The sequence below is a fragment of the Clostridioides sp. ES-S-0054-01 genome, from assembly GCA_021561035.1.
In the GTDB taxonomy this organism is placed as follows: Bacteria; Bacillota; Clostridia; order Peptostreptococcales; family Peptostreptococcaceae; genus Clostridioides.
In genome coordinates, this window is sequence record CP067346.1 from 359,700 (window position 1) to 383,684 (window position 23,985).

Here is a 23,985-nt window from a genome sequence, read left to right on the forward strand (position 1 = left end):
GATTATGGAAAATTTGATGGAATACTTACCACTTTTGATTCCTGTTATTATTTTAGATTTAATACTTATAATTACTGCACTTGTTCATGTACTGAGACATCCAAATTATAAAATTGGAAATAAGGCAATATGGATTATTGTAGTACTGTTTATTAATCTAATAGGACCAATTTTGTATTTTACAATAGGAAGAGGTGAAGAATGATGAATATTGTCTCAATAAATGGGTTATCAAAAAGTTTTGGTAATCGAAAGATAATAGATAATCTAAATTTTACTGTACCAGAAGGGTCAGTCTTTGGGTTTGTAGGTAAGAATGGTGCAGGTAAGACTACAACAATGAAAATTGTACTTGGGTTACTTGAACCAGATAGTGGAACTATAGATGTTTGTGGTGAGAAAGTGACCTATGGAAGAACAAGTTCTAATCGTCATGTAGGTTATCTGCCTGATGTTCCAGAGTTTTACAACTATATGAGACCACTTGAATATCTTTCTCTTTGCGGTGAAATTACGGGGCTTTCAAAAAAAGAAATAAAGATAAGGAGTGAAGAGTTGTTGTCACTTGTGGGGCTTGGTAATGAAAAGAGACGAATAGGTGGATTTTCTCGTGGAATGAAGCAACGACTTGGTATAGCTCAAGCTTTGCTTTCACGTCCAAAATTACTTATTTGTGATGAACCAACAAGTGCACTTGACCCTGTTGGTCGAAAAGAAATATTAGATATTATGCTTAAAATCAAAGACTCAACAACGGTAATATTCTCAACACATATACTATCAGATGTTGAAAGAATTTGTGACCATGTTGCTATATTAAACAAAGGAAGTATTGCTCTTAGTGGTACACTTTCAGAAATAAAAAGTATGCACGGAAAGGATAGACTTTTACTGGAGTTTGCAAGTAATGATGAAATTCAAAAGTTTAAGTCTAGTGATGGCATTAAATCCTTACTAAAAGATTCAGAAGAAACTAATATGGAAATTGTTTTGCATGGTAAAGATATAAAAGCAATACAAAAAACAGTTATATCTACACTCGCAGAAATAAATCTTTGTCCAGTAAAGATGGAATTAATAGAATTGTCACTTGAAAATTTATTTTTGGAGGTAGTAAAGTGAGAGAATACATAGCATTTACAAAAAAAGAGTTTAAAGAGAACGTAAGAAATTATAAATTACTTAGTTTGACTATTTTATTTTTAGTATTTGGAATAATGAGTCCTCTTTCTGCAAAATTTATGCCAGACTTGATTGCTCATTTTGCCCCAACTTTAAAAGTTACTACTGTACCAACTGCTTTAGATTCTTGGACACAGTTTTCTGGAAATATTTCTGGTCTTGGAATGAGTTTAACTCTAATTGTTTTTTGCAATATTTTATCAAACGAATATTCTAAAGGGACACTCGTTATTATGTTGACTAAAGGGTTATCACGTTCATCTGTAGTATTGTCTAAATTTTCTATTGCAGTAATTATTATGACAATTGGTTTTTGGTTGAGCTTTTTATGTACTTATGGATATACAATGTATTTTTGGCCAACTGCAAATCTTAATCATATTATATTTTCAGCATTTAACTTATGGTTAATTGGTATTATGTATATTACCATATTAATTCTTGGGTGTGTACTATTTAGACCAGCATTTGCAAGTGTGTTACTTGTATTAGTAGCAACTGCTATTTTGAGTTTGATTTCTATTCCTAAACAGATTGCACCTTATACGCCTAATTTCATATTATCAAAAAATATAGATTTAGTTTCAGGTAAAGTGGTAGCTCCAGAATTTATTATTCCAATCATTGTAACAATTGTTATTTCGATAGTATGTCTGTTATTAGCTGTTGTTTTGTTTAATAAAAAAGCAGTTTAAGGATATTTTTATTATAAATACAAATAGTACTGTATTGTGGAAAAATGTGTTTAGTATTGTAGAAGAATATATTTAAGTAAAAAAGAGGCTATCTCAAAATAGAGAAATAAGTCTCTTTTTTATTGTTAAAATTATAAAAACATATTTGATTTTATACAAAAAAGTTACTTATAAACTAAAAATTCATTTTGAGACACTTACTTTTTTATTTTAGTCGTCATCATTATACTTTATAATAATTAAGTTATTACCTTAAGGAACTATCTAAAAAAAGAGATATAGATTATAATCTAATGCTTATCAGTTATTTACGATGTTTAGTATATAGAGTTTAAAGTAGTGAAGGATTAAAATAATATTGTTTTCATTAAATAAAGATAAGAATCTTTAATTGTGGTAAAATATACTAAAAATCATTTTAAAAGTGATAAAATTATTTTAAGTAAATATTTTAAAGGGGTGTAGATATGGAAAAGTCAAAAGTATATTTTTGTGATTTATACTCAAATTCGCAAAATAAAAATGTACCAAACAATGTAAGAAGATTATTTGATAAAGCAGGATTCAAAGATTTAATAGAAAAGAATGACCAAGTCGCAATTAAACTTCACTTTGGAGAAAAGGGAAATACTACATATATGAGTCCTGTGGCAGTTAGACAAGTGGTTGATAAGGTCAAAGACTGCGAAGGAAAGCCATTTTTAACAGATACAAATACACTGTATACAGGGAGTAGAACAAATTCTGTAGACCATCTTACAACTGCTATAGAAAATGGATTTGCTTATGCAGTTGTAAATGCACCAGTAATAATTGCAGATGGATTATATAGTAGAAATTATGAGAATGTAAAAATAGATAAAAAACATTTTGAAAGTGTAAAAATAGGTGGAGAAATTTATAATTCTTCTGCAATGATAGTAATGAGTCATTTTAAAGGTCATGAAGCAGCAGGTTTTGGAGGAGCATTAAAAAATTTAGCTATGGGATGTGCAAGTGCAGCAGGAAAGCAAATGCAACATTCTGATGTTACTCCAGTAGTAAAGGAAGAGAAGTGTATAGGTTGTGGAAAGTGTGTTAATTCTTGTCCTACAAAAGCTATAAGTATAGTAGATAAGAAGGCAATTATAGATTCTGATGTATGTTATGGATGTGGAGAATGCCCAACTGTCTGTCCAACTAGAGCAGTAACTATACAATGGGAAAGTGACTCAGATGTGTTTGTCGAAAAGATGGCAGAATACGCTTATGGAGCAGTATCAAACAAAAAAGATAAGGTAGGATATATAACTTTTGTTATGAATGTAACTCCACTTTGTGACTGTGTGCCTTGGTCAGGTAGACCAATTGCACATGATATAGGCATATTAGCATCAACAGACCCTGTAGCTATTGAACAAGCATGTTATGATTTGATTTGTAAGGAAATGGGTCATGATGTGTTCAAACATGAGCATCCTCATGTAAATGGAACTAGAATAATAGACTATGCATGTGAAATGGGTATGGGAAGTAAAGAATATGAATTAATAAAATTATAAGAATAGTAGGACTTAGATGCATATAATTATTGTAAGAGAAATTTAAAAGTATCAAAGGAGTATGCATTTATGAAAATTTACTATGAGAAAGAAAACAGCAAGAAAGCCAATGTAAACAATATTCCAAGTGTATTTGCATTTAATTTTCTAAGAAACTTTTTAACTAGCAAAGAGTATGAGGAAACTAGAAAAGAATATTTTATAAATAATCTAACAAAAAGTCAGGTTAATCAAGCTATGAAGGATTTAAAATGGTTGTTTAGAGAATATGAAGGCTTAGAGGTTATCACAATTGAAAGCTTGGATGGCGTTAAGACAAGAATAGTTTTATAAATTAATAAGAATGATTCTTTAATAAAAAATACTGTTTTAATAATGATACGTATAAGATATTATACAAATACTATTTTAGAACAGTATTTTTTTGTTTAATAGTAAACCTATATAAAAAATAAAATGTAAAATCAATTCCAATAAATATTTTAAATCCTATTAAGAATACTCCTATGGAAAAATTAAAAACAACAGCAGTCTTTAGATTTATAATTCCTAATGTATACATAAGGTATGCTGGTGGAAGGTTATCTTTAAAAGGATATGACAAAGTTGGATTTAATGGGGGTGTAAATTCTGCAATTGTAGGTGATTATTTGACAACTGTCGGAAATGGGATTGAAAATGATAAAAAAATGATTATAGAACAAGGACTTGAATTTTAATAAAGATTACTTAAATTAATTAGTATACTTTTAAATAATAATAAAGGTATATTAATTTTTTTGCATATTAATTAAAATACTAAAGTTGAATTATAAATCACAGTATTTTGAAAAATAAGAAAAATATCAAAATTTATACAAAATAGTTGCAAAGGAAAAAAGGATGTGCTAATATCTAGGTAACCGGTTAAGTAAAACGGTTTCCTAAACTATGGGGGTGAACTTCTTGAGTATAACTATAAAAGAAATTGGCGAATTGGCTGGTGTTTCTAAAACAACTGTGTCAAAAGTCATTAATAATAAAGATGAAAATATAAGTCAAGCAACAAGAGAAAAAATTTTGAAAATAATGAAAGAGAAAAATTATGTACCAAACAAATTAGCACAAAGTTTAGTAACTAAAAAAACTAATACTATAGGGCTTCTTATACCAGATATACGAAATCCATTCTTTACAGATGTATCAAGAGGTGTAGAAGATAAAGCCAATGAAGAAGGCTATAACATAATTTTATGTAATACAGATGAAGATGCTAAAAAAGAATATGAAGGAATAAGAACACTATCAGAGAGGATGATAGATGGAATTATATTTGCAGCTTCTTCAAATACAAACTGGAAAGAAGCAAATTATAAAGATATAAAAATACCAACTGTGTTGATTGATAAGAAGATAAGCATGAACAAAGAAACCTTAAAAGGAATTGTTAAAATAAACAACTTTGAAGGTGCATATATAGTTACAAAACATTTATTAGATATTGGAAATAAGAAAATAATATACCTAAGTGGTCCACTTCAAAATGAAATAGCAGTAGATAGATTAGAAGGATATAAAAAGGCTCTAATCGAGTGTAATTTAAGCTACAATCCTGATTATGTATTTGAGGGAAAATATAAGATTGAATGGGGACAAGAATTTATAAAAAATTTAGAAAAAATAAACTTTGATGCAATATTTTGTGCAAATGATTTAATTGCAATAGGTGTTATAAGAGGTCTTAAAGAAAGAGGATTAAGTATACCAAATGATGTAAGTGTTGTGGGATTTGATGATATTCAAACATCTAGTTTAATAAGCCCTTCTCTTACAACAGTAAGACAACCCTCTTATGATATAGGATACAAAGCCAGTGAAATATTGATAAATTGTTTAAGAGGAGATAAAAAAGAATCGTTTGATGAATTGATTTTCAAACCAGAATTAGTCATAAGAGATTCAACAAAAGAAAATGAATAACAGTATAAAAGACATAAATAGATATGTAAAGGAGTAATGTAATGGGAAACATAGTTGTCATAGGAAGTGTAAACATGGACATGGTATGTTCTGTAGATAAAAGACCAGAAAAAGGAGAAACAGTGCTAGGTAATAGTTTTTTTACATCACCTGGTGGAAAAGGTGCTAATCAAGCTATTTCAGCATCTAAGTTAGGCGCAAATGTAAAAATGATATCATGTGTAGGTGAGGATAGCTTAGGTGAGGAGTTAATAAGAAATTTTAGAAATAATAAAGTCGATTATAGTCTAGTATCTAAAGATAAACATAAAAGCTCTGGTGTTGCTGTCATAACACTATGTGAAAATGATAATAGTATTGTTGTTGTATCAGGTACTAATGAATTAGTAGATATAGAGTTAATTAAAAAAAATGAAGAGGAGATAAAGAATGCAGATATAGTATTACTGCAATTAGAAATTCCATTAGAAACAATAAATTATGTAGTAAATTTCTGTTTTGAAAATGAGATAAAGGTTTTATTAAATCCAGCACCTGCAATAAAATTAGATAGAGATATAATAGAAAAAGTAACTTACTTAACGCCAAATGAACATGAATATAAGATAGTTTTTGACACAGAGGAAGAGATAGAGGAAATATTAAAAAAATATCCTAATAAACTTGTGATAACAGAAGGAAAAAATGGAGCTAGATTTTATGATGGTAAAGAAATTAAGCATGTATCTTGTATAAGTGTTGATGTTCAAGACACCACAGGGGCAGGAGATACATTTAATGGAGCATTGTCAGTGGCTATAACAGAAGGTAAAAATCTATATACAGCAGTAGAATATGCAGTAGTAGTATCAGGTCTTTCTGTAACAAAATTAGGAGCACAATCTGGTATGCCTTATAGAGAAGATGTTGAAAAATATTTAAATATTAATAAATAGAAATCTAATTTGTTTAAAATTAAAACTATTAAAAATGGAGGTTAATTATGAGATTGAGAAAAGTTTTATCTTTAGGAATTGCTGGAATGCTAGCAATAGGAATGTTAACAGGATGTTCAATGGAAGGACCAAGTAAATCAGACAATAAAGGTGGTTCAGACAAGAAAGATTTAACTATTGGAGTATCTACAATAACTCTTCAACATCAATTTTTTATAGATATTGATGAGGGAATAAAAGAAAAAGCCAAAGAGCTAGGTGTGAAAGTTATAGTAAATGACCCAGACCAAGATGTAGCTAAGCAAACATCAGCAATAGAAGATTTTATACAACAAAACGTAGATGGAATGATAGTACTTGGAACAGATAACTCAGCTATAGTACCAGCAGTAGAAGGAGCGTTTGAAAAAATGCCAGTAGTTACAGTAGATGCTGTATTAAATACTGAAAATATTACAAGTTATGTAGGAACAGTTAGTTATGATGCTGGTAAAAAGTTAGGGGAATACACTAAAAAGTACATAGATGAAAAATTAGGTGGAAAATCAGAAATAGCGATAGTAACAGATTTAAAATCTCAAATACAAATGCAGAGAATAGATGGATTTAAAGATGCATTAAAAGGTTCAGCAAATGTTAAGATATTAAATTCACAACCAGGATATGACAGAGAAGAATCTCTTAATACAGTAGAAAACTTAATTCAATCTAACCCAGATGTAGATATAATATATGCAACAGCTGAAAATAGTGTACTAGGAGCTAAAGCTGCACTTGAATCTGCAAAGAATAAGGATGTTAAGATTGTAGGGTTTGACTTAACTGAAGAAGCATCAAGTGGAATAACAGATGGGACTATTCTTGCTATGATTCAACAACAGCCTAAAGAGATGGGACGTTTAGCTGTAGAAGCAGTAGTAAAAGCTATAAAAGGGGAAAAGGTAGAAAAAAATATACCAGTACCAGCTTTACTTTATGATAAAGGAAATATAAAAGACTTTAAGAATTAGTAAAATAAAATGAGATTATTTGAAAGAAATCCTATTTAAAAAGGAGTGTCATTATGAGTAATACAATTCTGAAGTTAAGTAATATTGCTAAAGAATTTCCTGGTGTCAGAGCATTAGATAATGTTAATTTTGAGTTATTTCATGGGGAAGTTCATGCACTATTGGGTGAAAATGGTGCTGGTAAATCAACAATGATAAAGATTTTAACTGGTGCTCACTCAAAAACTTCTGGTAAATTCATTTTTGAAGGTAAAGAAATAGAGAATATATCACCAGATATTTCTAAAAAGATAGGTATAAATGCAATCTATCAGGAATTAACAGTATTTGATGAGTTGACAGTAGCACAAAATATTTTTATGGGAAAAGAAATAAATGGCAAAGTCTTAACCAATGACAAAAAAATGAATGAAGAGGCTAAAAAGATTTTCGATAATATGGGAATAGATATAAATCCAAATAGTTTAGTCAAAGAGCTTAGTATAGCTCAAAAACAAATGGTAGAAATAGCAAGAGTTTTATCATCAGAAACTAAGGTCTTAATAATGGATGAGCCTACATCTTCAATAAGCAAAAAGGAGACTGAAATACTTTTTAGACTTATAAATGATTTAAAAGATAGTGGAGTCAGTATAATATATATCTCCCATAGGATGGAAGAACTCTTTGAGATTTGTAACAGAATAACTATAATGCGAGATGGGAAAACGATTTCGACTTTGAATACCAAAGATGTATCATCCGAGGAAGAATTAGTTAATTTAATGATAGATAGAAAGCTAGACCAATTTTTTCCGAAAAGAAAAGTAGAAATAAAAGAAGAAATTATGAGAGTGGAAAATCTAACTAAGAACAATGTTTTTAACGATGTCAGTTTTAATATAAGAAAAGGCGAGATATTGGGAATAGGTGGACTAGTTGGAAGTAAGAGAAGTGAAATAGTAGAGGCTATATTTGGACTTGGAACGTATGATTCTGGGAAAATATATTTAAATAATAAAGAAGTAAAATTTAAAACTCCATCAGATGCGATTGAAAATGGGCTAGGATTAATAACAGAGGATAGAAAAGGTACTGGATTATTTTTACAAATGAGTGTCAAAGAAAATACAACTATGGCTGGATTAAAAAAGATATCTAAGTTTAAATCATTTATAGACAGAAAAAAGGAAAAAGAAGTACTAGAAAAATACATAGAAGCATTAAAGATAAAAACGCCACATATGAATCAAGTTATACAGAGTCTAAGTGGTGGAAACCAACAAAAAGCTATAATAGCAAGATGGCTTTTATTACAACCAGATATATTAATTATGGACGAACCAACTAGAGGTATAGATGTAAATGCTAAAGCAGAGATATACAATCTAATGGGAGATTTAGTAGAGAGTGGTGTAAGTATCATAATGATATCTTCTGAGATACCAGAATTAATATCAATGAGTGACAGGATAATGGTTATGAGAGAAGGTCATATAAGTGGATTTTTAGAAGGTGAAGAAATGGTTGAAAATAATGTATTAAAATTGGCTTTCGGAGGTAAAATTAATGAGTTCAATAACTAAGCATAAAGAAGACAAATCCTCTCCATTATTAACAAAATTAACAAGTACATTCAGAGATCAAGGGAGTGCAGCTATAGGGCTTGTAATAATTTTTATAATAATGAGTGTAGCTTCATCTAATTTTTTAACTTTAGATAATTTAATTAACGTTGGAAGACAGATATCGATAAATGCAATTCTTGCAGTGGGTATGACATTTGTAATAATTACAGGAGGAATAGATTTAAGTGTAGGGGCAGTAATTGCTCTAGTAGGTACGTTTTGGGCTACAACAGTAGTAAATTATAATGCACCTATATGGGTAGGTATGATACTTGCATTGGCAATAGGCGCAATATTAGGAATTATAAAAGGTGCGATTATTTCAACACAAAAACTACCACCATTCATTGTAACTTTAGCCATGTTGACGATAATAAGTGGGATAAGTTTTGTATTTACAGGAGGAAGACCTATATCAGTAAATACGGACGCATTTAAGATGTTAGGTAGAGGATATGTTGGACCAATACCAATACCAGTTATAATTATGATTATAGTTGTAATAATAGGTCATTTTCTATTAAAAAGAACTAATTTTGGACGTCATGTACATGCAGTAGGTGGAAATGAAGAAGCTGCTAGATTATGTGGAGTAAAAGTAAATAAAGTGATAGTAAAAGTATATGCACTAGCTGGATTACTAACAGCATTGGCTGGAATAATACTATCATCACGTTTGGCATCAGGTTCACCTACTGTTGGAGATGGAGCAGAGTTGGATGCTATAGCAGCAGTTGTGCTTGGTGGTACTAACATGATGGGTGGCTCTGGTTCTATAGTAGGTACATGTATAGGTGTTGGAATAATAGGAATATTAGGAAATGGATTAAACTTATTAAGTGTATCTTCGTATAATCAAATGATTATAAAAGGTTTGGTAATGTTATTTGCTATATGGATAAATAATATAAGATTAAAAAAATCGGCTAAAGCTAAATAGTAATTAAATTTTAGTTGATGAACTATAAAAATTATTAAGTTTTTGTATATTTTTATACTTTAATTTGCATATATCTTTATATATTAAATGGGAATATACTAAGTGAAAAAGTTTACTATGGTTTAAATAGAGGAGATTAGACTTGAAATTTTAAATGTAAAAATAAATCTTAGGAGGAAATATGAAAAAAATTCTCTTAGATACATTAAATAGTAGAAAACAAGAATATATAGATTATTTAAAAGAACTTGTAAGTATAAAGACTGAAGATATTGGTCATGGAATATTAGGTGGATTTGAAAAAGAGGGACAGGAATATATTGAGAAACTTGCAAATGACATAGGTTTTAGTGTAGATAGACAAGAAATGAGTGAAGAGCTAATTAAAAAAGCAAAAGATACCTATAAAGAAGGAAATCTAGGTCACAATTATAAAGATAGATATAATTTAATTTGCAAATACAGTGATAATTTACCTGGAAAGACAATTGTATTTAATGGTCATGTAGACACTATGCCACCTGGCGATATAAGTAAGTGGAGATATAATCCATACTATGGGACGGAAGATAATGGGAAGCTTTATGGTCTTGGAACTGCAGATATGAAATCTGGGCTTATAGCATCAATATTAGCTGTAAAGCTTATAAAAGATAGTGGTTTAAATATACCTGGTAATGTGAAGATAATGTCAGTAGTAGATGAAGAAGGTGGGGGAAATGGTACTATAAATGCAGTTATGAATGGAATTGATGGAGACTACTGTGTAATTTGTGAACCATCAGAACAGAATTTAATAATTGCACATATGGGATTTGTATTCTTTGAAGTTGAGGTTAAAGGTGTATCTCTTCACTGTGGTAGTAAGTGGGAGGGTGTTAATGCGATAGAGAAGGCTATGTTACTCCTTCAAGATATAAAAGAATTAGAACATAACTGGCTTATGATATATAAGCATCCACTATTACCATCACCTACAATAAATTTAGGTATGATAAATGGTGGGACAGCAGGTTCTACTGTGCCAGATAAGTGTGTATTTAACTTATGTGTACACTTCTTACCAAATATAATGAGTTATGAACAAGTTGTAAATGACGTGACCAATGTCATAATGACAAGAGCTAATGGGGATTTGTGGCTTAAAGATAATAAGCCAAATATAAATATATATCAATCAGGATTAGGTTTTGAGATGGACAAGAATTCTGATTTTGTAGTTAATGCTCATAAAATACTAGAAGAAACTCTAGAGAAAAAATTAGAAATAAGAGGTTCGACAGCTGGGAATGATGCGAGATTGATGAAAAATTTAGCTGAAATACCAACACTTATATTAGGTCCAGGCTCAATAGAACAATGCCATTCAATAGATGAATATGTTGAAATTAAGGAGTATCTAGATAGTATACTTATGTATGCAAGTCTAATATTAAATTTATAAAAGTAGGAGGAATATATAAATGAAAAAAGTATTAATAGTAGGGGAATCTTGGGTAAAAAATATAACTCATATAAAAGGGTTTGATACATTTGTTACAACTCACTATGAAGAAGCTGTAAAGTGGTTAAAAGAGGCAATAGAATCTGGAGGATATGAGACAGTTCATATGCCTGCACATGTAGCAGCAGATAGCTTCCCATATAAATTAGAAGAATTAAATGAGTATGACTGTATAATATTATCTGATATAGGTTCTAATACGTTCTTATTATCTAATAGTACTTTTATAGATTGCAATAGTAATCCAGATAGACTTGAACTAATCAAAGATTACGTAAATAATGGTAGGGCATTAATCATGGTAGGTGGATACATGTCATTTACAGGTATAGATGCAAAAGCTAGATTTGGTGAAACTGCTATTAAAGATGTATTACCAATAACAATGATAGATAAAGATGATAGAGTAGAAAAACCAGCAGGAATAATTCCAGTAGTTGTTGACTCTCAACATCCAGTATTAAAAGATATACCAACAGAATGGCCAAAGTTTTTAGGATATAATAAGACAGTTGCTAGAGATAATTGCCCTGTGCTAGCAACTATTGGAGGAGACCCATTTGTAGCTGTTGGTGAGTTTGGAAAAGGAAAATCTGCTGTATTTAGTTCTGATTGTGCACCTCATTGGGGTTCAAAAGAATTTACTGACTGGAAATACTATAATAAATTATGGGTCAATATGCTTGATTGGCTAACATGTTAAAAATTTTATAAAATTTGAAAACCTCTTACTTGATAAAACGAAACTTACAAGTCAAGAGGTTTTATTGTATAAAATTGATGTACAGTAGAAAATATTTTTAAATCAGTTAAAATTAGTCATTTTGGTTGATAAGTAGATAAGTTATTAGAAACAGGGAGGTTTATATAATTAATATGGATGATTTAAATAAAAAGTTTTTAATGGAATATATAGATGAGATACAGGGAGAATTAAGAGATATATCAGATAAAATATGGAAAAATCCAGAACTTCAATATAAAGAATATTATGCTTCAAGCTTACAAAAGGAATATTTAAAAAAACATGATTTTAGTATAGATGAATTAGATGGTGTGGAAAAATGCTAAATATAGTTCCAGATTTTTCAGAAGTGTGGTATTACATAAGAGGAGTTAAAATGGAGCATGTAAGAGATGTATTTGACAGAATTGTTGATATAGCAAAAGGGGCAGCATTAATGACTGGTACTAGTATGGAATATAATATTATAAGTGGGGTGTATGATTATATTCCAAATACAATATTAACAAATATCCTATCACAAAACATGAGATTGGTAGGAGTACAAAATTATAGCGAAGATGACTACTATTTTGCAGAAAAATTAGCTGAAACAGTGTATATAGATAAAAGAATTAGTGTTTCTAGTGTATTAAGTGGAAATAAGGATATTACTAAGATGAATTTACATGATGAGGTTACAGATGATACATTTACTCATAATAACTGTATATCATTATCACTAGATATTGGAGATATTAGTTACATAATTCCTACAGCACAATGTTCTTGCTCAGTTTGGCCTATTGGTATTTCTGCTCATACATGGCAGTCTTGTGCTAGTGCAGGTTCTGATATGGGATTTAAAGCTATGTTGTTAGCATCTAAATCTATAGCGTGTTCAATAAATGATGTGATGCTTGATGAATTGGTTATAAATAAAGCAAAAAAGGAATTGAAGGATACTGTAGGTAGTTTTGAATATATACCAATTATTTAAATTTTAAATTGATATAAAGCATAATTAACTTGTATGAGTTAATATAAGTATATAATTTAATATTATTTTTAACTTAACCTTCTAATTATTTTAAATTTAAGATACAATGATTAGAAGGAATTTTTTAAGTTTTTTAGAATACTGTATCTTATATAATCTTGATAAAAAGTGTTATACTATATATAATCTAAATAAAAAATAGTACAAAAAAGGAGTATTTATGTTTGGATATGTTAAAATAAACAAAATGGATTTAACATTTAGAGAATATGACTATTACAAAGCTTATTATTGTGGACTATGTAAATACTTAAAAAGAAATCATGGAGAAATTTCTAGATTTTCTCTGAATTATGATATAACATTTTTAATTGTTTTATTAACAGCAGTATATAACCCAGAGTCTATAAGCACAGAGGAAGTATGTATAGTTAATCCATTTAAAAAGAAAAAGGTAATTACAAATGATATTACAGAATATGCAGCAAGTATGAATATTCTTTTAACGTATTATAAATTGGAAGATAATTTAATGGATGATAAACGCATAAAAGATAAATTAGCATATTATATATATAAAAACAAATTAAAATTAGCATATGAAAAGTATCCTGAAAAGGCAGAGTATATAAAACAACAGTTAAATGAATTAAATAAGTTAGAAAAAGATAAAAATATAAATATAGATGAAGTATCTAGTATATTTGGAAATATAATGGGTGAAGTATTTGCTTATAAAAAAGATGAAAACGAGAGAAACTTAAGAATGATAGGCTTTAATATAGGTAAGTATATATATCTACTAGATGCCTATGAAGATTTAGATGAAGATTTTAAAAAAGGAAGATACAATCCATTTATAGAGTATATAGATAAAAATGATGAGTTAAAAGAAAAAGTAAAAAAAATAATAGTAACATCATTAGGATTTTTAGCTAAAGGAATTGATAATCTAAATCTAAATAAAAATGTTGGAATAATAGAAAATATAATTTATTCTGGTGTTTATTTAAGATATATGAATATATTAGAAAGTAGAGGTGGAAAAAGTGTACAGTAATACTTATAATAATGAAAATTTTATGAGAGCAAGAGCTTTTATAGAAAACAGTGAATTTAGAAAAGCATATGATTTTTTGAAAACTTTGACTGACAAATGTGCAGAATGGTATTATTTAACTGGTTTTTCTGCAATGAACATAGGATATTATGAAGAAGGCGAAGACTTCTTAAAAAGAGCAAAGTTTATGGAGCCTGAAAATAGTGAATATAGTGATGCACTTAGAAGTTATACACAATATAGAAATGAATATAACAACAGAGCTGATAATTATAATAGAAGAAGACGTAATGATTTAGATGGATGTTGTTGCTGTTGCTGTGATGATTGTTGCTGTTGTCTAGGTGACGATTGTTGTGAAAATTGTGCTAAGCTTTGGTGTTTAGATTCATGTTGCGAATGTTTTGGTGGAGATTTAATAACTTGTTGTTAGGATGATAAATATGAGTATAAAAGTTGCTTATGGAGGAGTTTTATTAGCATTAAATGTGATACTGCTGACTCTTACAAATATTATTCCTGTAAATACATTGTTTATTATGGGGTTAGCATCACTTTTAGTATCAATTGTAATAATGGAATGGGGATTCAAAAGTGGAGTAGCTTTTTATATAGGTTCTATAGCTTTAGGATTTATAGTAATGGCAAGTAAGTCTCAATGGCTTGTATATTCACTTACCTTTGGAATATATGGTATTGTAAAATATCTTATAGAAAAAGATAGGTCGATATATATTGAGTATTTTATGAAATTGGTGTTTGCAAATATAATGATACTTATATTGTATTTTTTATTAAGAACAATAGTTTATATTCCAATAAATATTTTTATTATAGGCTTATTTGAGGTAGCCTTTATAGTATATGATTATGTTTATAGTTCTTTTGTAGGTTATTACAATAATAAGTTAAGAAAAATTCTATTTAAAAATAACAGTTAATTTTATATTTTTTAATAAAGTAGATGGTAGTTCACTAAGATTGTAATTTGAATAAATGTAAACACCGTATCTAAATATGTATTTGGATATAAAGCTAAATTCAATATATCCTTAGTGCAATATACAAAAAGCTTTGACTAAAAATCAAAGCTTTTTGTGTATTAGATATAATATAAGTTTTTAAAATAGATAATATAAATCAAATATCCACTATATTTACATCTGTAGATAAAGAATAAATAATATCCTTTCTTTCTACTATTATCTCAACATTTTTAGAAATTTCCTTATCAAGTGATATTTGAGATAAAAGTTCCTTTGTTGGATTTATTGCAATTGGATTTCCAACTCTTTTTAACATATTTATGTCACCATTAGTATCTCCATAAGCATATGAGTTTGATAAGTCTAAATTATACTTTACAACAAAATCATTTATAGCATTATTCTTACTTATAGAATCCCACATTGGAATAACTTTTCCTGTAAATATATTATTTTCAAATATATAATCACTTCCTAGAAAATCAGTTACATTATATTTCTTTGCCATTTTTTCAACTAGAAACCCTGGGCTACCAGATATAAATATAACTATATGCCCTTGATTTAGATGCCAATCAATTCTTGAACGTGTGTATTTATAAACTCTATCTGCTTTTAATTTAATTACTTGGTCACTTGTAAAATTGATGCAAGTTTTATCTAATCCTTTTAATGAATCAACATAAAGGTTACATATTTCTAATAGATAATCATCATAATTACCTTGTCTTTTATCCCAATCCATAAAAGTGTCTCTTGCGTGTTTATACCAATTTTTTTGGTCAATTATATCATATTTAATTAATTTCTTAAAATGCTCAACCATAAGAGAGTCTCTATAAAGAGTACCATCTATATCAAAAAAAGCTGCTATATTTTTCATAAGACCACCTCAATTAATCATTTCCTTATATTATATTATAAATTGTACCTAAGTTGTTAAAATATATGTATAATAATTTATATATTAAAAAACAAGTATTTTAAAGTTTAAAGGATGTGACTATATGAATTTTAATTTTGCAAAGGCTACAAATTCTAGACTTATGGGCAGTTTAGGTCTTATAATAAATTGGATAGATGATAAAAATAATCACTTTTGTCAATATTTTTTATTAGATGCAGAAGGATTAGGTTTGGCAGATTATGTGAGTTTAAAAAATCCAACACAGGAAGAAGCATATATGGAAGAAGAAAGATTAATGGGAGGATTTGGTTCAGATAGAGTTGAGTTAACGAAGGATGAATCTTTATTCTTAGTATATTATTTTGGGAATAAGAATCTTTACTATGATAAATTATTGCCAGGAGATAAATATGAGTATATTGATATTATAAAAAGCTATAAAACAGATTTAACTATAGAAATATTATATAATAAAATATGTAAAAGAGTTGATGAAGAAGTTGAATTTATAAACTATATGACCATGAGATTTATAGCATGGGATAGAGAAAGTCTAAAGTACTTTTCTGGAAGTGATGAGATTGCAAATATGCATATTACAAATATAAATGGTACATTACTTAAAAATGTAGTGAGTAGTAAAGGTCAAGGTCGATATATAAGTGAAGCTTTATATGAAGATAATGATGGATATTATATGTGTAAAATTGCTTTTTGTATAAGTAAGTGCCATGAAACTGGTTTTAGAATTAATTCTTTATTAGTATCAGATAAAGAACCTATGTATGATTTTGAGGTATTTGATGAGATTTCTAAGAATGAATTTGTGAGTGTATATAGTGTAAAGTCTCCTGAAGAATTTGCAAAAGTGTTTTATAGAGAAAACCCATTTTTATTGAAAAGTGATATGAATGAGGGCATATTTTTTACTAGATTTAATTTTAATAATGACCATGTTAAGGAAAATGTATATATAATAAATAATGATATGAAAGCTATATATTACTTAATGGGAAATAAGTTTTTTATTGGTACTTATAATGAAAATGATTGCAATTATATCAATGAAATAAGTCAATCTAACTATAGTAACTATATTAAGTTTGAAGAGAATTTTTTCTTTGAGCAAAATGCATTATATGATTTTGCAGAATCAGGCTCATTAGATTTTGATGACTTTTTAGAATAATAATTTTAGACATTATTTAAGCGAGATTAACTGAATTTAATCTCGCTTAAATTTATTTCTATAATATTGGGGGAATATTATGAGGAATACATTTATTATTGTTGTCAATTATTAAAATTTTATACAGTTTATTAGAAAAATAAAAAAATTTATAATTTTCCTCATGTGATTTGTTATAAAATACTTTGGAACCTTTAGAATCTAATTTTTTGATTAGTAAATTTGATAAATCATAATTTATATAGCTGTCCTCAACAGCTGTGTGGATTATAAATATATCTTTTTACAAAGTCTAATACAATTTGAGGTGCATTCGACACAAACATGTTTATTTTCAAATTTTTGTTTTACTTTATTAATTATATATTCTGTCATACTAGTTCCAGAAAGTCAAAATATATATAGCTTGTTCAAAGCAGTACTTTCTATTAAATAGTCACTTATTAGAGTGATTATAGTATAGAGTTAATTAACTTAATAGAAAGCAAAAAGATTTTTTATATTGTCAGTATTTTCATAAATACAAAATTAAATAATAGTTATAGTCTGTAGTGACATTTTACTAATATACTTTTAAATGAAAAAATCAGATAAAATTTAATTTTATCTGATTTTTTCTATATTTATTTTATTAGATTATGTTAATATTTGTTGACCGAATAAAATTATATTCAGTCAACTTTCTATACCTATAATAATATTGGGGGAATATTATGAGGAATACATTTATTATTATGGTCAATTATTAAAATTTTATACAATTTACTTGAAAAAATATATTACATTTCTTCCTCATCAAATTCCTCTATGTTAGTAGTTTGTGGCATGCCTTGTATGGACATATTATTAGAGCCATAAGGAATTGGAGATATATTAGGAGACATAGTACTAGGCATAACTACAGGCATACCTTGCATTGTATTATGACATATAACACCTGGTATCATCATAAGTACATTAGGAGGCATATTTTGATTACATGAGAAGTTAGGAATACCCATATTCATACTATATCCCATATTATTATTCATGTTGCCAGACATGTTGTTAGGCATACCCATATTACCATACATATTATTATTCATATTGTTAGGCATACCTGTATTACCGTATATATTATTATTCATATTGTTAGGCATACCCATATTACTATTCATGTTATTAGACATGTTGTTAGGCATACCCATATTATTATTTATGTTGTTAGACATATTGTTAGGTATACCCATATTATTATTCATGTTGCTAGACATATTGTTAGGCATACCCATATTGTTATTCATGTTGCTAGATGTGTTATTAGGTGTACCCATATTATTAGATGTACTATAGTTCGAGTTATTAGGCATATTATTAGATGTATTGTAATTCATATTTCCAGATGTATTATTTGTGTTAGGCAAGTTGTTTGGGGAATTATTGCTTTTAGGATAATTATTTTCGTTATTAGGATACAGGTTATTTATGTTCTGGTTATTAGGTATTTTTGTATAACCATTAGAAATTTGAGGGTCATTTCTCAATTCATCTTGGGGAATTTCTTCATTAGTAATATAATCTGCATAGTTCGCTGGGTCTAAGTAAGGCATGTAACTATTATCTAAATCCTTTCTTTTTTTGTTACTCATATTAAACTTGCACCTCCTAGAAAACTATAAAAAAGTTTACAAAAACTTATTCTAATAATATATATATTAAAAAAGTTTATAATATGTGCATTCAAATTGTTATTAAATAAATAAAAATTATTATTGCAAATTTAGACATGATAACATATAATGAACATATGAACAGTTATTCATATGTTTAAATAATGGAGGATTAAAAATGAGAGAAGAGATAAATGATTGTAGTTGTAATATAATACATGAAGAAATAGTAACAGAAGCTAAATCAACTATGCCAGATGAAGAAATGTTATATGATTTAGCAGAATTATTTAAAGTATTTGGGGATACGACTAGAGTAAAAATACTATATGCATTATTTGCAAATGAAATGTGTGTATGTGATATAGCGAGTTTATTAAATATGACTCATTCTGCAATATCACATCAACTTAGAGTATTAAAGCAAGCTAGGTTAGTAAAGTTCAGAAGAGAAGGAAAGACAGTGTATTACTCACTAGATGATAGTCATATAAGTCAAATATTTGATTGTGGATTAAATCATATTAGAGAGACTTATAAATGATAAACGAGAGGAGTGAATGTATATGGAAACAAATAATATAATTAAAAAAGAATTTATATTAGGTGGATTAAACTGTGCGCACTGTGCAGAAGAGATTAATAATAAAGTTTCTAAGCTACAAGAAGTTAAATCTTCCAACTTAAATTTTATAAATAAAAAACTTACAGTAAATATAGAGGATAGCTTTAATGAGGATATTACTATAGAAAAGATAATAGATATAATAGATTCAACAGAACCAGGTCTTGATATACAGATAAGTTTTAAAGAAAATGTATCTAACAAGGCATTAATTAAAAAAGAATTTATATTAGGAGGGTTGAACTGTGCACATTGTGCAGAAGAGATTAACAATAAAGTTTCTAAATTAAAAGAAGTTGAATCTTCTAATTTGAATTTTGTAAATAAAAAGCTTACAGTAAATATAATTAATGACTTTGAAGAGGATACTGTTATAAACAAAATAAAGGAAATAATAGATTCAACAGAACCAGGACTTAATATACAATTAGAGTCCACTGACAAAGTAAAAGCCAGAACTAATGAAAAAGTAGGTACTGCAAATGATACAAATAAGAAAGAATTGATTCCACTTATAATTGGAGCTCTCGTATATATATTTGGTATATATCAAACAGCTACAGGTTATGAAAGTCAATTTAGTAATATAGTATTTATAGTTGCTTATGTAATAGTAGGTGGTGATGTGCTTTTAAGAGCAATAAGAAATATATCAAAGGGAAGAGTATTTGATGAGAACTTTTTGATGGCTCTAGCAACAGTTGGAGCGTTAGCAATAGGAGAACTATCAGAAGCAGTAGGGGTTATGCTATTCTATAAAATAGGAGAGTATTTACAAGGTGTTGCAGTTGGTAAATCTAGAAAATCTATAACTTCACTTATGCAAATAAGACCAGATTATGCAAATCTGAAAGTTAACTCTGAAGTTAAGGTAGTGTCACCAGAAGAAGTAAATGTGGGTGACATAATAGTAGTAAAACCTGGTGAAAAAGTGCCACTAGATGGTATTGTAGTAGATGGTATTTCTATGCTAGATACCTCTGCACTTACAGGTGAATCAGTACTAAGAGAAGTTGAAAAAGGAGATGAAATTTTATCTGGTGTTATAAATAAGAATGCTTTGCTAAGTATTGAGGTTACAAAGAACTTTGGAGAATCAACAGTTTCAAAAATCCTTGACCTTGTTGAAAATTCTAGTATTAAAAAATCAAAAACAGAAAACTTTATATCTAAATTTTCAAGATATTATACTCCAATAGTAGTAATAGCAGCCTTATTGATAGCATTTGTTCCACCACTTGTAATCTCAGGTGAAGTGTTTAGTGATTGGTTGTATAGAGGATTGATATTCTTGGTTGTTTCTTGCCCTTGTGCACTAGTTTTATCAATACCACTTAGTTTCTTTAGTGGAATTGGATTTGCATCTAAAAATGGTATCCTTATTAAGGGAAGTAATTATTTAGAAGCTTTAAGAAGTGTAGATACAGTAGTGTTTGATAAAACAGGAACACTTACTAAAGGTGTATTTAATGTAACTAAGTTAAATCCTGAAGGTATATCAGAAGAAGAGTTACTAGAATTTGCAGCTATTGCAGAAGTAAACTCAAACCATCCAATAGCTAAATCTATATTAAGTTACTATAATAAAAAAATTGATTTAGATACAATCGACAGCTATGAGGAAATAGCAGCTTATGGAATCAGAGTAAAACATAATGAAAAACTTATATTAGCAGGTAATGAAAAACTTATGAAAAAGGAAAATATATTGTATTCACCAGCTAAAGAAGTAGGCACAGTAGTTTATATTGCTGTTGATAAAGTGTATAGAGGCTATATAGTTATATCTGACGAAATAAAAGAAGATAGTAAAAATGCTATAATAAGCTTAAAATCAATAGGAGTAAAAGAAGTTGTAATGTTAACTGGGGATAATGAGAAAGTAGCAAAAAATATTGCTCAAGAATTAGAATTAGATACAGTTTACTCAAATTTACTTCCTAATGAAAAAGTTGATAGATTAGAAGATTTATATGAAGGAAGAACTGAAAAAGAAAAAATAGCTTTTGTAGGTGATGGAATAAATGATGCTCCAGTACTAGCTCGTGCTGATGTTGGTATAGCAATGGGAGGTTTAGGTTCAGATGCAGCCATTGAAGCGGCAGATGTAGTTCTTATGACAGATGAACCTAGTAAAATATCTAAAGCAATTGAGATAGCAAATAAGACTAATAAAATAGTATGGCAAAATATAATATTTGCGTTAGGAGTAAAAGTTATAGTTATGATATTAGGAGCTGGAGGGATAGCTACTATGTGGGAAGCTATATTTGCTGATGTAGGGGTAGCGCTTATTGCAGTATTAAATGCCATGAGAGCTATGAGATAAATTATAAATGTAGACATATATTATTCAAAAAATATAAAGCTGTATTAATGATGAAAGGAAAGTATTAATAAATTTATCTTAACTTTATTGATGCTTTTTCTTTTATTATATATAAATGTATATCTATTATGTTTATTTAATACCATTGTTTGGTTTTTATATTATGATTTTTAAACTTACACAATAGATAATTTATTTCTATTATATAAGCTTAGATTAAGTTGGATAAGAATTATAATAATCATAATAATGCAGATTGTTAATTACAATTTTTATGAGAAAATATATATATCAAAAGTATTTAATCCTATAATATAACTATTGTTTAAGAAGTCATATAATATAAAAAAATAAATAATTTAAAAAATAATTTAAAAAAGTATTGACGAATTGTTTTTAAGATGATATAGTATTACTTGTCCTTAAGAAAAGGAAAAAGAAATAAACACGAACATTGAAAATTAAACAGTAGGTTAATTTATATTAAGAAACAAACCATAAAGCCAGATATTTTGATAACAATAGTATCTGAGCCTGATAAACTTTTATTTGAGAGTTTGATCCTGGCTCAGGATGAACGCTGGCGGCGTGCCTAACACATGCAAGTTGAGCGATTTACTTAGGTAAAGAGCGGCGGACGGGTGAGTAACGCGTGGGTAACCTACCCTGTACACACGGATAACATACCGAAAGGTATGCTAATACGGGATAACATATTTGAGAGGCATCTCTTGAATATCAAAGGTTAGCCAGTACAGGATGGACCCGCGTCTGATTAGCTAGTTGGTAAGGTAACGGCTTACCAAGGCGACGATCAGTAGCCGACCTGAGAGGGTGATCGGCCACATTGGAACTGAGACACGGTCCAAACTCCTACGGGAGGCAGCAGTGGGGAATATTGCACAATGGGCGAAAGCCTGATGCAGCAACGCCGCGTGAGTGATGAAGGCCTTCGGGTCGTAAAACTCTGTCCTCAAGGAAGATAATGACGGTACTTGAGGAGGAAGCCCCGGCTAACTACGTGCCAGCAGCCGCGGTAATACGTAGGGGGCTAGCGTTATCCGGATTTACTGGGCGTAAAGGGTGCGTAGGCGGTCTTTCAAGTCAGGAGTGAAAGGCTACGGCTCAACCGTAGTAAGCTCTTGAAACTGGGAGACTTGAGTGCAGGAGAGGAGAGTGGAATTCCTAGTGTAGCGGTGAAATGCGTAGATATTAGGAGGAACACCAGTTGCGAAGGCGGCTCTCTGGACTGTAACTGACGCTGAGGCACGAAAGCGTGGGGAGCAAACAGGATTAGATACCCTGGTAGTCCACGCTGTAAACGATGAGTACTAGGTGTCGGGGGTTACCCCCTTCGGTGCCGCAGCTAACGCATTAAGTACTCCGCCTGGGAAGTACGCTCGCAAGAGTGAAACTCAAAGGAATTGACGGGGACCCGCACAAGTAGCGGAGCATGTGGTTTAATTCGAAGCAACGCGAAGAACCTTACCTAAGCTTGACATCCCAATGACATCTCCTTAATCGGAGAGTTCCCTTCGGGGACATTGGTGACAGGTGGTGCATGGTTGTCGTCAGCTCGTGTCGTGAGATGTTGGGTTAAGTCCCGCAACGAGCGCAACCCTTGTCTTTAGTTGCCATCATTAAGTTGGGCACTCTAGAGAGACTGCCAGGGATAACCTGGAGGAAGGTGGGGATGACGTCAAATCATCATGCCCCTTATGCTTAGGGCTACACACGTGCTACAATGGGTAGTACAGAGGGTTGCCAAGCCGTAAGGTGGAGCTAATCCCTTAAAGCTACTCTCAGTTCGGATTGTAGGCTGAAACTCGCCTACATGAAGCTGGAGTTACTAGTAATCGCAGATCAGAATGCTGCGGTGAATGCGTTCCCGGGTCTTGTACACACCGCCCGTCACACCACGGGAGTTGGAGACGCCCGAAGCCGATTATCTAACCTTTTGGAAGAAGTCGTCGAAGGTGGAATCAATAACTGGGGTGAAGTCGTAACAAGGTAGCCGTATCGGAAGGTGCGGCTGGATCACCTCCTTTCTAAGGAGAATTACCTACTGTTTAATTTTGAGGGTTCGTTTTTACGAATACTCATTGTTAGCACTTTAAGCAACGGGATTTATCCGTTGGCGCTG

At 29.7% G+C, this 23,985-nt stretch carries 20 protein-coding genes, 1 rRNA gene and 2 pseudogenes; 21 read left to right on the forward strand and 2 right to left on the reverse strand.

Going from position 1 to position 23,985, the window contains the following annotated elements:
* Positions 1 to 4 precede the first annotated feature (4 nt).
* From JJC02_02075 to JJC02_02155, 17 genes and pseudogenes are all read left to right on the forward strand, one after another.
* Entirely contained in the window at positions 5 to 205 is a 201-nt protein-coding gene (locus JJC02_02075) for a PLDc_N domain-containing protein (GenBank protein ID UDN55007.1), read from the forward strand.
* The gene (locus tag JJC02_02080) at positions 205 to 1,122 is read left to right on the forward strand and encodes an ABC transporter ATP-binding protein (GenBank protein UDN56362.1); all 918 of its coding nucleotides are present in this window, start codon (positions 205 to 207) and stop codon (positions 1,120 to 1,122) included. The genes JJC02_02075 and JJC02_02080 overlap by 1 nt, the downstream gene beginning before the upstream one ends.
* Positions 1,119 to 1,877, forward strand: coding sequence for an ABC transporter permease (locus JJC02_02085; GenBank protein UDN55008.1), 759 nt, complete (start codon positions 1,119 to 1,121; stop codon positions 1,875 to 1,877). The genes JJC02_02080 and JJC02_02085 overlap by 4 nt, the downstream gene beginning before the upstream one ends.
* A gap of 467 nt (positions 1,878 to 2,344) precedes the next feature.
* The gene (locus JJC02_02090) at positions 2,345 to 3,418 is read left to right on the forward strand and encodes a DUF362 domain-containing protein (protein UDN55009.1); all 1,074 of its coding nucleotides are present in this window, start codon (positions 2,345 to 2,347) and stop codon (positions 3,416 to 3,418) included.
* Between the two features lie 69 nt (positions 3,419 to 3,487).
* The gene (locus JJC02_02095) at positions 3,488 to 3,751 is read left to right on the forward strand and encodes a hypothetical protein (protein UDN55010.1); all 264 of its coding nucleotides are present in this window, start codon (positions 3,488 to 3,490) and stop codon (positions 3,749 to 3,751) included.
* Between the two features lie 113 nt (positions 3,752 to 3,864).
* A pseudogene (locus tag JJC02_02100) lies at positions 3,865 to 4,137 on the forward strand (biotin synthase BioB).
* Between the two features lie 211 nt (positions 4,138 to 4,348).
* On the forward strand, positions 4,349 to 5,377 hold the full coding sequence (locus JJC02_02105) for a LacI family DNA-binding transcriptional regulator (GenBank protein UDN55011.1): 1,029 nt from the start codon (positions 4,349 to 4,351) through the stop codon (positions 5,375 to 5,377).
* 41 nt (positions 5,378 to 5,418) lie between these two features.
* Positions 5,419 to 6,312 (forward strand): ribokinase, encoded by an 894-nt coding sequence (gene rbsK, locus JJC02_02110; GenBank protein ID UDN55012.1) that lies wholly within the window; start codon positions 5,419 to 5,421, stop codon positions 6,310 to 6,312.
* Between the two features lie 47 nt (positions 6,313 to 6,359).
* Entirely contained in the window at positions 6,360 to 7,322 is a 963-nt protein-coding gene (locus JJC02_02115; GenBank protein UDN55013.1) for a substrate-binding domain-containing protein, read from the forward strand.
* 53 nt (positions 7,323 to 7,375) lie between these two features.
* Positions 7,376 to 8,887, forward strand: coding sequence for a sugar ABC transporter ATP-binding protein (locus tag JJC02_02120; GenBank protein ID UDN55014.1), 1,512 nt, complete (start codon positions 7,376 to 7,378; stop codon positions 8,885 to 8,887).
* Complete coding sequence (locus JJC02_02125) at positions 8,871 to 9,869, forward strand: ribose ABC transporter permease (GenBank protein UDN55015.1); 999 nt, start codon at positions 8,871 to 8,873, stop codon at positions 9,867 to 9,869. The genes JJC02_02120 and JJC02_02125 overlap by 17 nt, the downstream gene beginning before the upstream one ends.
* A gap of 181 nt (positions 9,870 to 10,050) precedes the next feature.
* A complete protein-coding gene (locus tag JJC02_02130) occupies positions 10,051 to 11,313 on the forward strand; it encodes a M20 family metallopeptidase (GenBank protein ID UDN55016.1) in 1,263 nt (420 codons plus the stop codon).
* 19 nt (positions 11,314 to 11,332) lie between these two features.
* Positions 11,333 to 12,076: a cytoplasmic protein gene (locus tag JJC02_02135; GenBank protein UDN55017.1), complete on the forward strand. Its 744-nt coding sequence runs from the start codon at positions 11,333 to 11,335 to the stop codon at positions 12,074 to 12,076.
* A gap of 173 nt (positions 12,077 to 12,249) precedes the next feature.
* Positions 12,250 to 13,097 (forward strand): annotated as a pseudogene (locus tag JJC02_02140) (hypothetical protein).
* Positions 13,098 to 13,317: 220 nt separating this feature from the next.
* Positions 13,318 to 14,157, forward strand: a complete 840-nt coding sequence (locus tag JJC02_02145; protein UDN55018.1) for a hypothetical protein — start codon at positions 13,318 to 13,320, stop codon at positions 14,155 to 14,157.
* A complete protein-coding gene (locus JJC02_02150; protein ID UDN55019.1) occupies positions 14,147 to 14,590 on the forward strand; it encodes a hypothetical protein in 444 nt (147 codons plus the stop codon). Before JJC02_02145 ends, JJC02_02150 begins: the two co-directional genes overlap by 11 nt.
* Before the next feature lie 10 nt (positions 14,591 to 14,600).
* A complete protein-coding gene (locus tag JJC02_02155; protein UDN55020.1) occupies positions 14,601 to 15,098 on the forward strand; it encodes a hypothetical protein in 498 nt (165 codons plus the stop codon).
* A gap of 199 nt (positions 15,099 to 15,297) precedes the next feature.
* Here the strand turns inward: JJC02_02155 and JJC02_02160 are convergent, their stop codons facing one another.
* On the reverse strand, positions 15,298 to 16,026 hold the full coding sequence (locus JJC02_02160; protein UDN55021.1) for an HAD-IB family hydrolase: 729 nt from the start codon (positions 16,024 to 16,026) through the stop codon (positions 15,298 to 15,300).
* Positions 16,027 to 16,150: 124 nt separating this feature from the next.
* Here JJC02_02160 and JJC02_02165 point away from each other — a divergent pair, with 124 nt between their 5' ends.
* On the forward strand, positions 16,151 to 17,239 hold the full coding sequence (locus JJC02_02165) for a hypothetical protein (protein ID UDN55022.1): 1,089 nt from the start codon (positions 16,151 to 16,153) through the stop codon (positions 17,237 to 17,239).
* Between the two features lie 779 nt (positions 17,240 to 18,018).
* On the opposite strand, the gene JJC02_02170 is transcribed toward JJC02_02165, so the two are convergent.
* Positions 18,019 to 18,867, reverse strand: a complete 849-nt coding sequence (locus JJC02_02170) for a hypothetical protein (protein ID UDN55023.1) — start codon at positions 18,865 to 18,867, stop codon at positions 18,019 to 18,021.
* A gap of 199 nt (positions 18,868 to 19,066) precedes the next feature.
* Here JJC02_02170 and JJC02_02175 point away from each other — a divergent pair, with 199 nt between their 5' ends.
* The 3 genes from JJC02_02175 (at position 19,067) to JJC02_02185 (ending at position 23,890) form a co-directional block, all read left to right on the forward strand.
* Positions 19,067 to 19,432, forward strand: coding sequence for a helix-turn-helix domain-containing protein (locus JJC02_02175; protein UDN55024.1), 366 nt, complete (start codon positions 19,067 to 19,069; stop codon positions 19,430 to 19,432).
* Between the two features lie 22 nt (positions 19,433 to 19,454).
* Positions 19,455 to 21,842: a cadmium-translocating P-type ATPase gene (cadA, locus tag JJC02_02180; GenBank protein ID UDN55025.1), complete on the forward strand. Its 2,388-nt coding sequence runs from the start codon at positions 19,455 to 19,457 to the stop codon at positions 21,840 to 21,842.
* Positions 21,843 to 22,387: 545 nt separating this feature from the next.
* A 16S ribosomal RNA gene (locus tag JJC02_02185) occupies positions 22,388 to 23,890 on the forward strand.
* Positions 23,891 to 23,985 lie beyond the last annotated feature (95 nt).

What these genes read in the sequence shown, in the direction of transcription:
- JJC02_02075 (UDN55007.1), top strand. Translation starts at nt 5, where the DNA reads ATGGAAAATTTGATGGAATACTTACCACTTTTGATTCCTGTTATTATT.
- JJC02_02080 (UDN56362.1), top strand. Translation starts at nt 205, where the DNA reads ATGAATATTGTCTCAATAAATGGGTTATCAAAAAGTTTTGGTAATCGA.
- JJC02_02090 (UDN55009.1), top strand. Translation starts at nt 2,345, where the DNA reads ATGGAAAAGTCAAAAGTATATTTTTGTGATTTATACTCAAATTCGCAA.
- JJC02_02095 (UDN55010.1), top strand. Translation starts at nt 3,488, where the DNA reads ATGAAAATTTACTATGAGAAAGAAAACAGCAAGAAAGCCAATGTAAAC.
- JJC02_02105 (UDN55011.1), top strand. Translation starts at nt 4,349, where the DNA reads ATGGGGGTGAACTTCTTGAGTATAACTATAAAAGAAATTGGCGAATTG.
- rbsK (UDN55012.1), top strand. Translation starts at nt 5,419, where the DNA reads ATGGGAAACATAGTTGTCATAGGAAGTGTAAACATGGACATGGTATGT.
- JJC02_02115 (UDN55013.1), top strand. Translation starts at nt 6,360, where the DNA reads ATGAGATTGAGAAAAGTTTTATCTTTAGGAATTGCTGGAATGCTAGCA.
- JJC02_02120 (UDN55014.1), top strand. Translation starts at nt 7,376, where the DNA reads ATGAGTAATACAATTCTGAAGTTAAGTAATATTGCTAAAGAATTTCCT.
- JJC02_02125 (UDN55015.1), top strand. Translation starts at nt 8,871, where the DNA reads ATGAGTTCAATAACTAAGCATAAAGAAGACAAATCCTCTCCATTATTA.
- JJC02_02130 (UDN55016.1), top strand. Translation starts at nt 10,051, where the DNA reads ATGAAAAAAATTCTCTTAGATACATTAAATAGTAGAAAACAAGAATAT.
- JJC02_02135 (UDN55017.1), top strand. Translation starts at nt 11,333, where the DNA reads ATGAAAAAAGTATTAATAGTAGGGGAATCTTGGGTAAAAAATATAACT.
- JJC02_02145 (UDN55018.1), top strand. Translation starts at nt 13,318, where the DNA reads ATGTTTGGATATGTTAAAATAAACAAAATGGATTTAACATTTAGAGAA.
- JJC02_02155 (UDN55020.1), top strand. Translation starts at nt 14,601, where the DNA reads ATGAGTATAAAAGTTGCTTATGGAGGAGTTTTATTAGCATTAAATGTG.
- JJC02_02160 (UDN55021.1), bottom strand. Translation starts at nt 16,026, where the DNA reads ATGAAAAATATAGCAGCTTTTTTTGATATAGATGGTACTCTTTATAGA.
- JJC02_02165 (UDN55022.1), top strand. Translation starts at nt 16,151, where the DNA reads ATGAATTTTAATTTTGCAAAGGCTACAAATTCTAGACTTATGGGCAGT.
- JJC02_02170 (UDN55023.1), bottom strand. Translation starts at nt 18,867, where the DNA reads ATGAGTAACAAAAAAAGAAAGGATTTAGATAATAGTTACATGCCTTAC.
- JJC02_02175 (UDN55024.1), top strand. Translation starts at nt 19,067, where the DNA reads ATGAGAGAAGAGATAAATGATTGTAGTTGTAATATAATACATGAAGAA.
- cadA (UDN55025.1), top strand. Translation starts at nt 19,455, where the DNA reads ATGGAAACAAATAATATAATTAAAAAAGAATTTATATTAGGTGGATTA.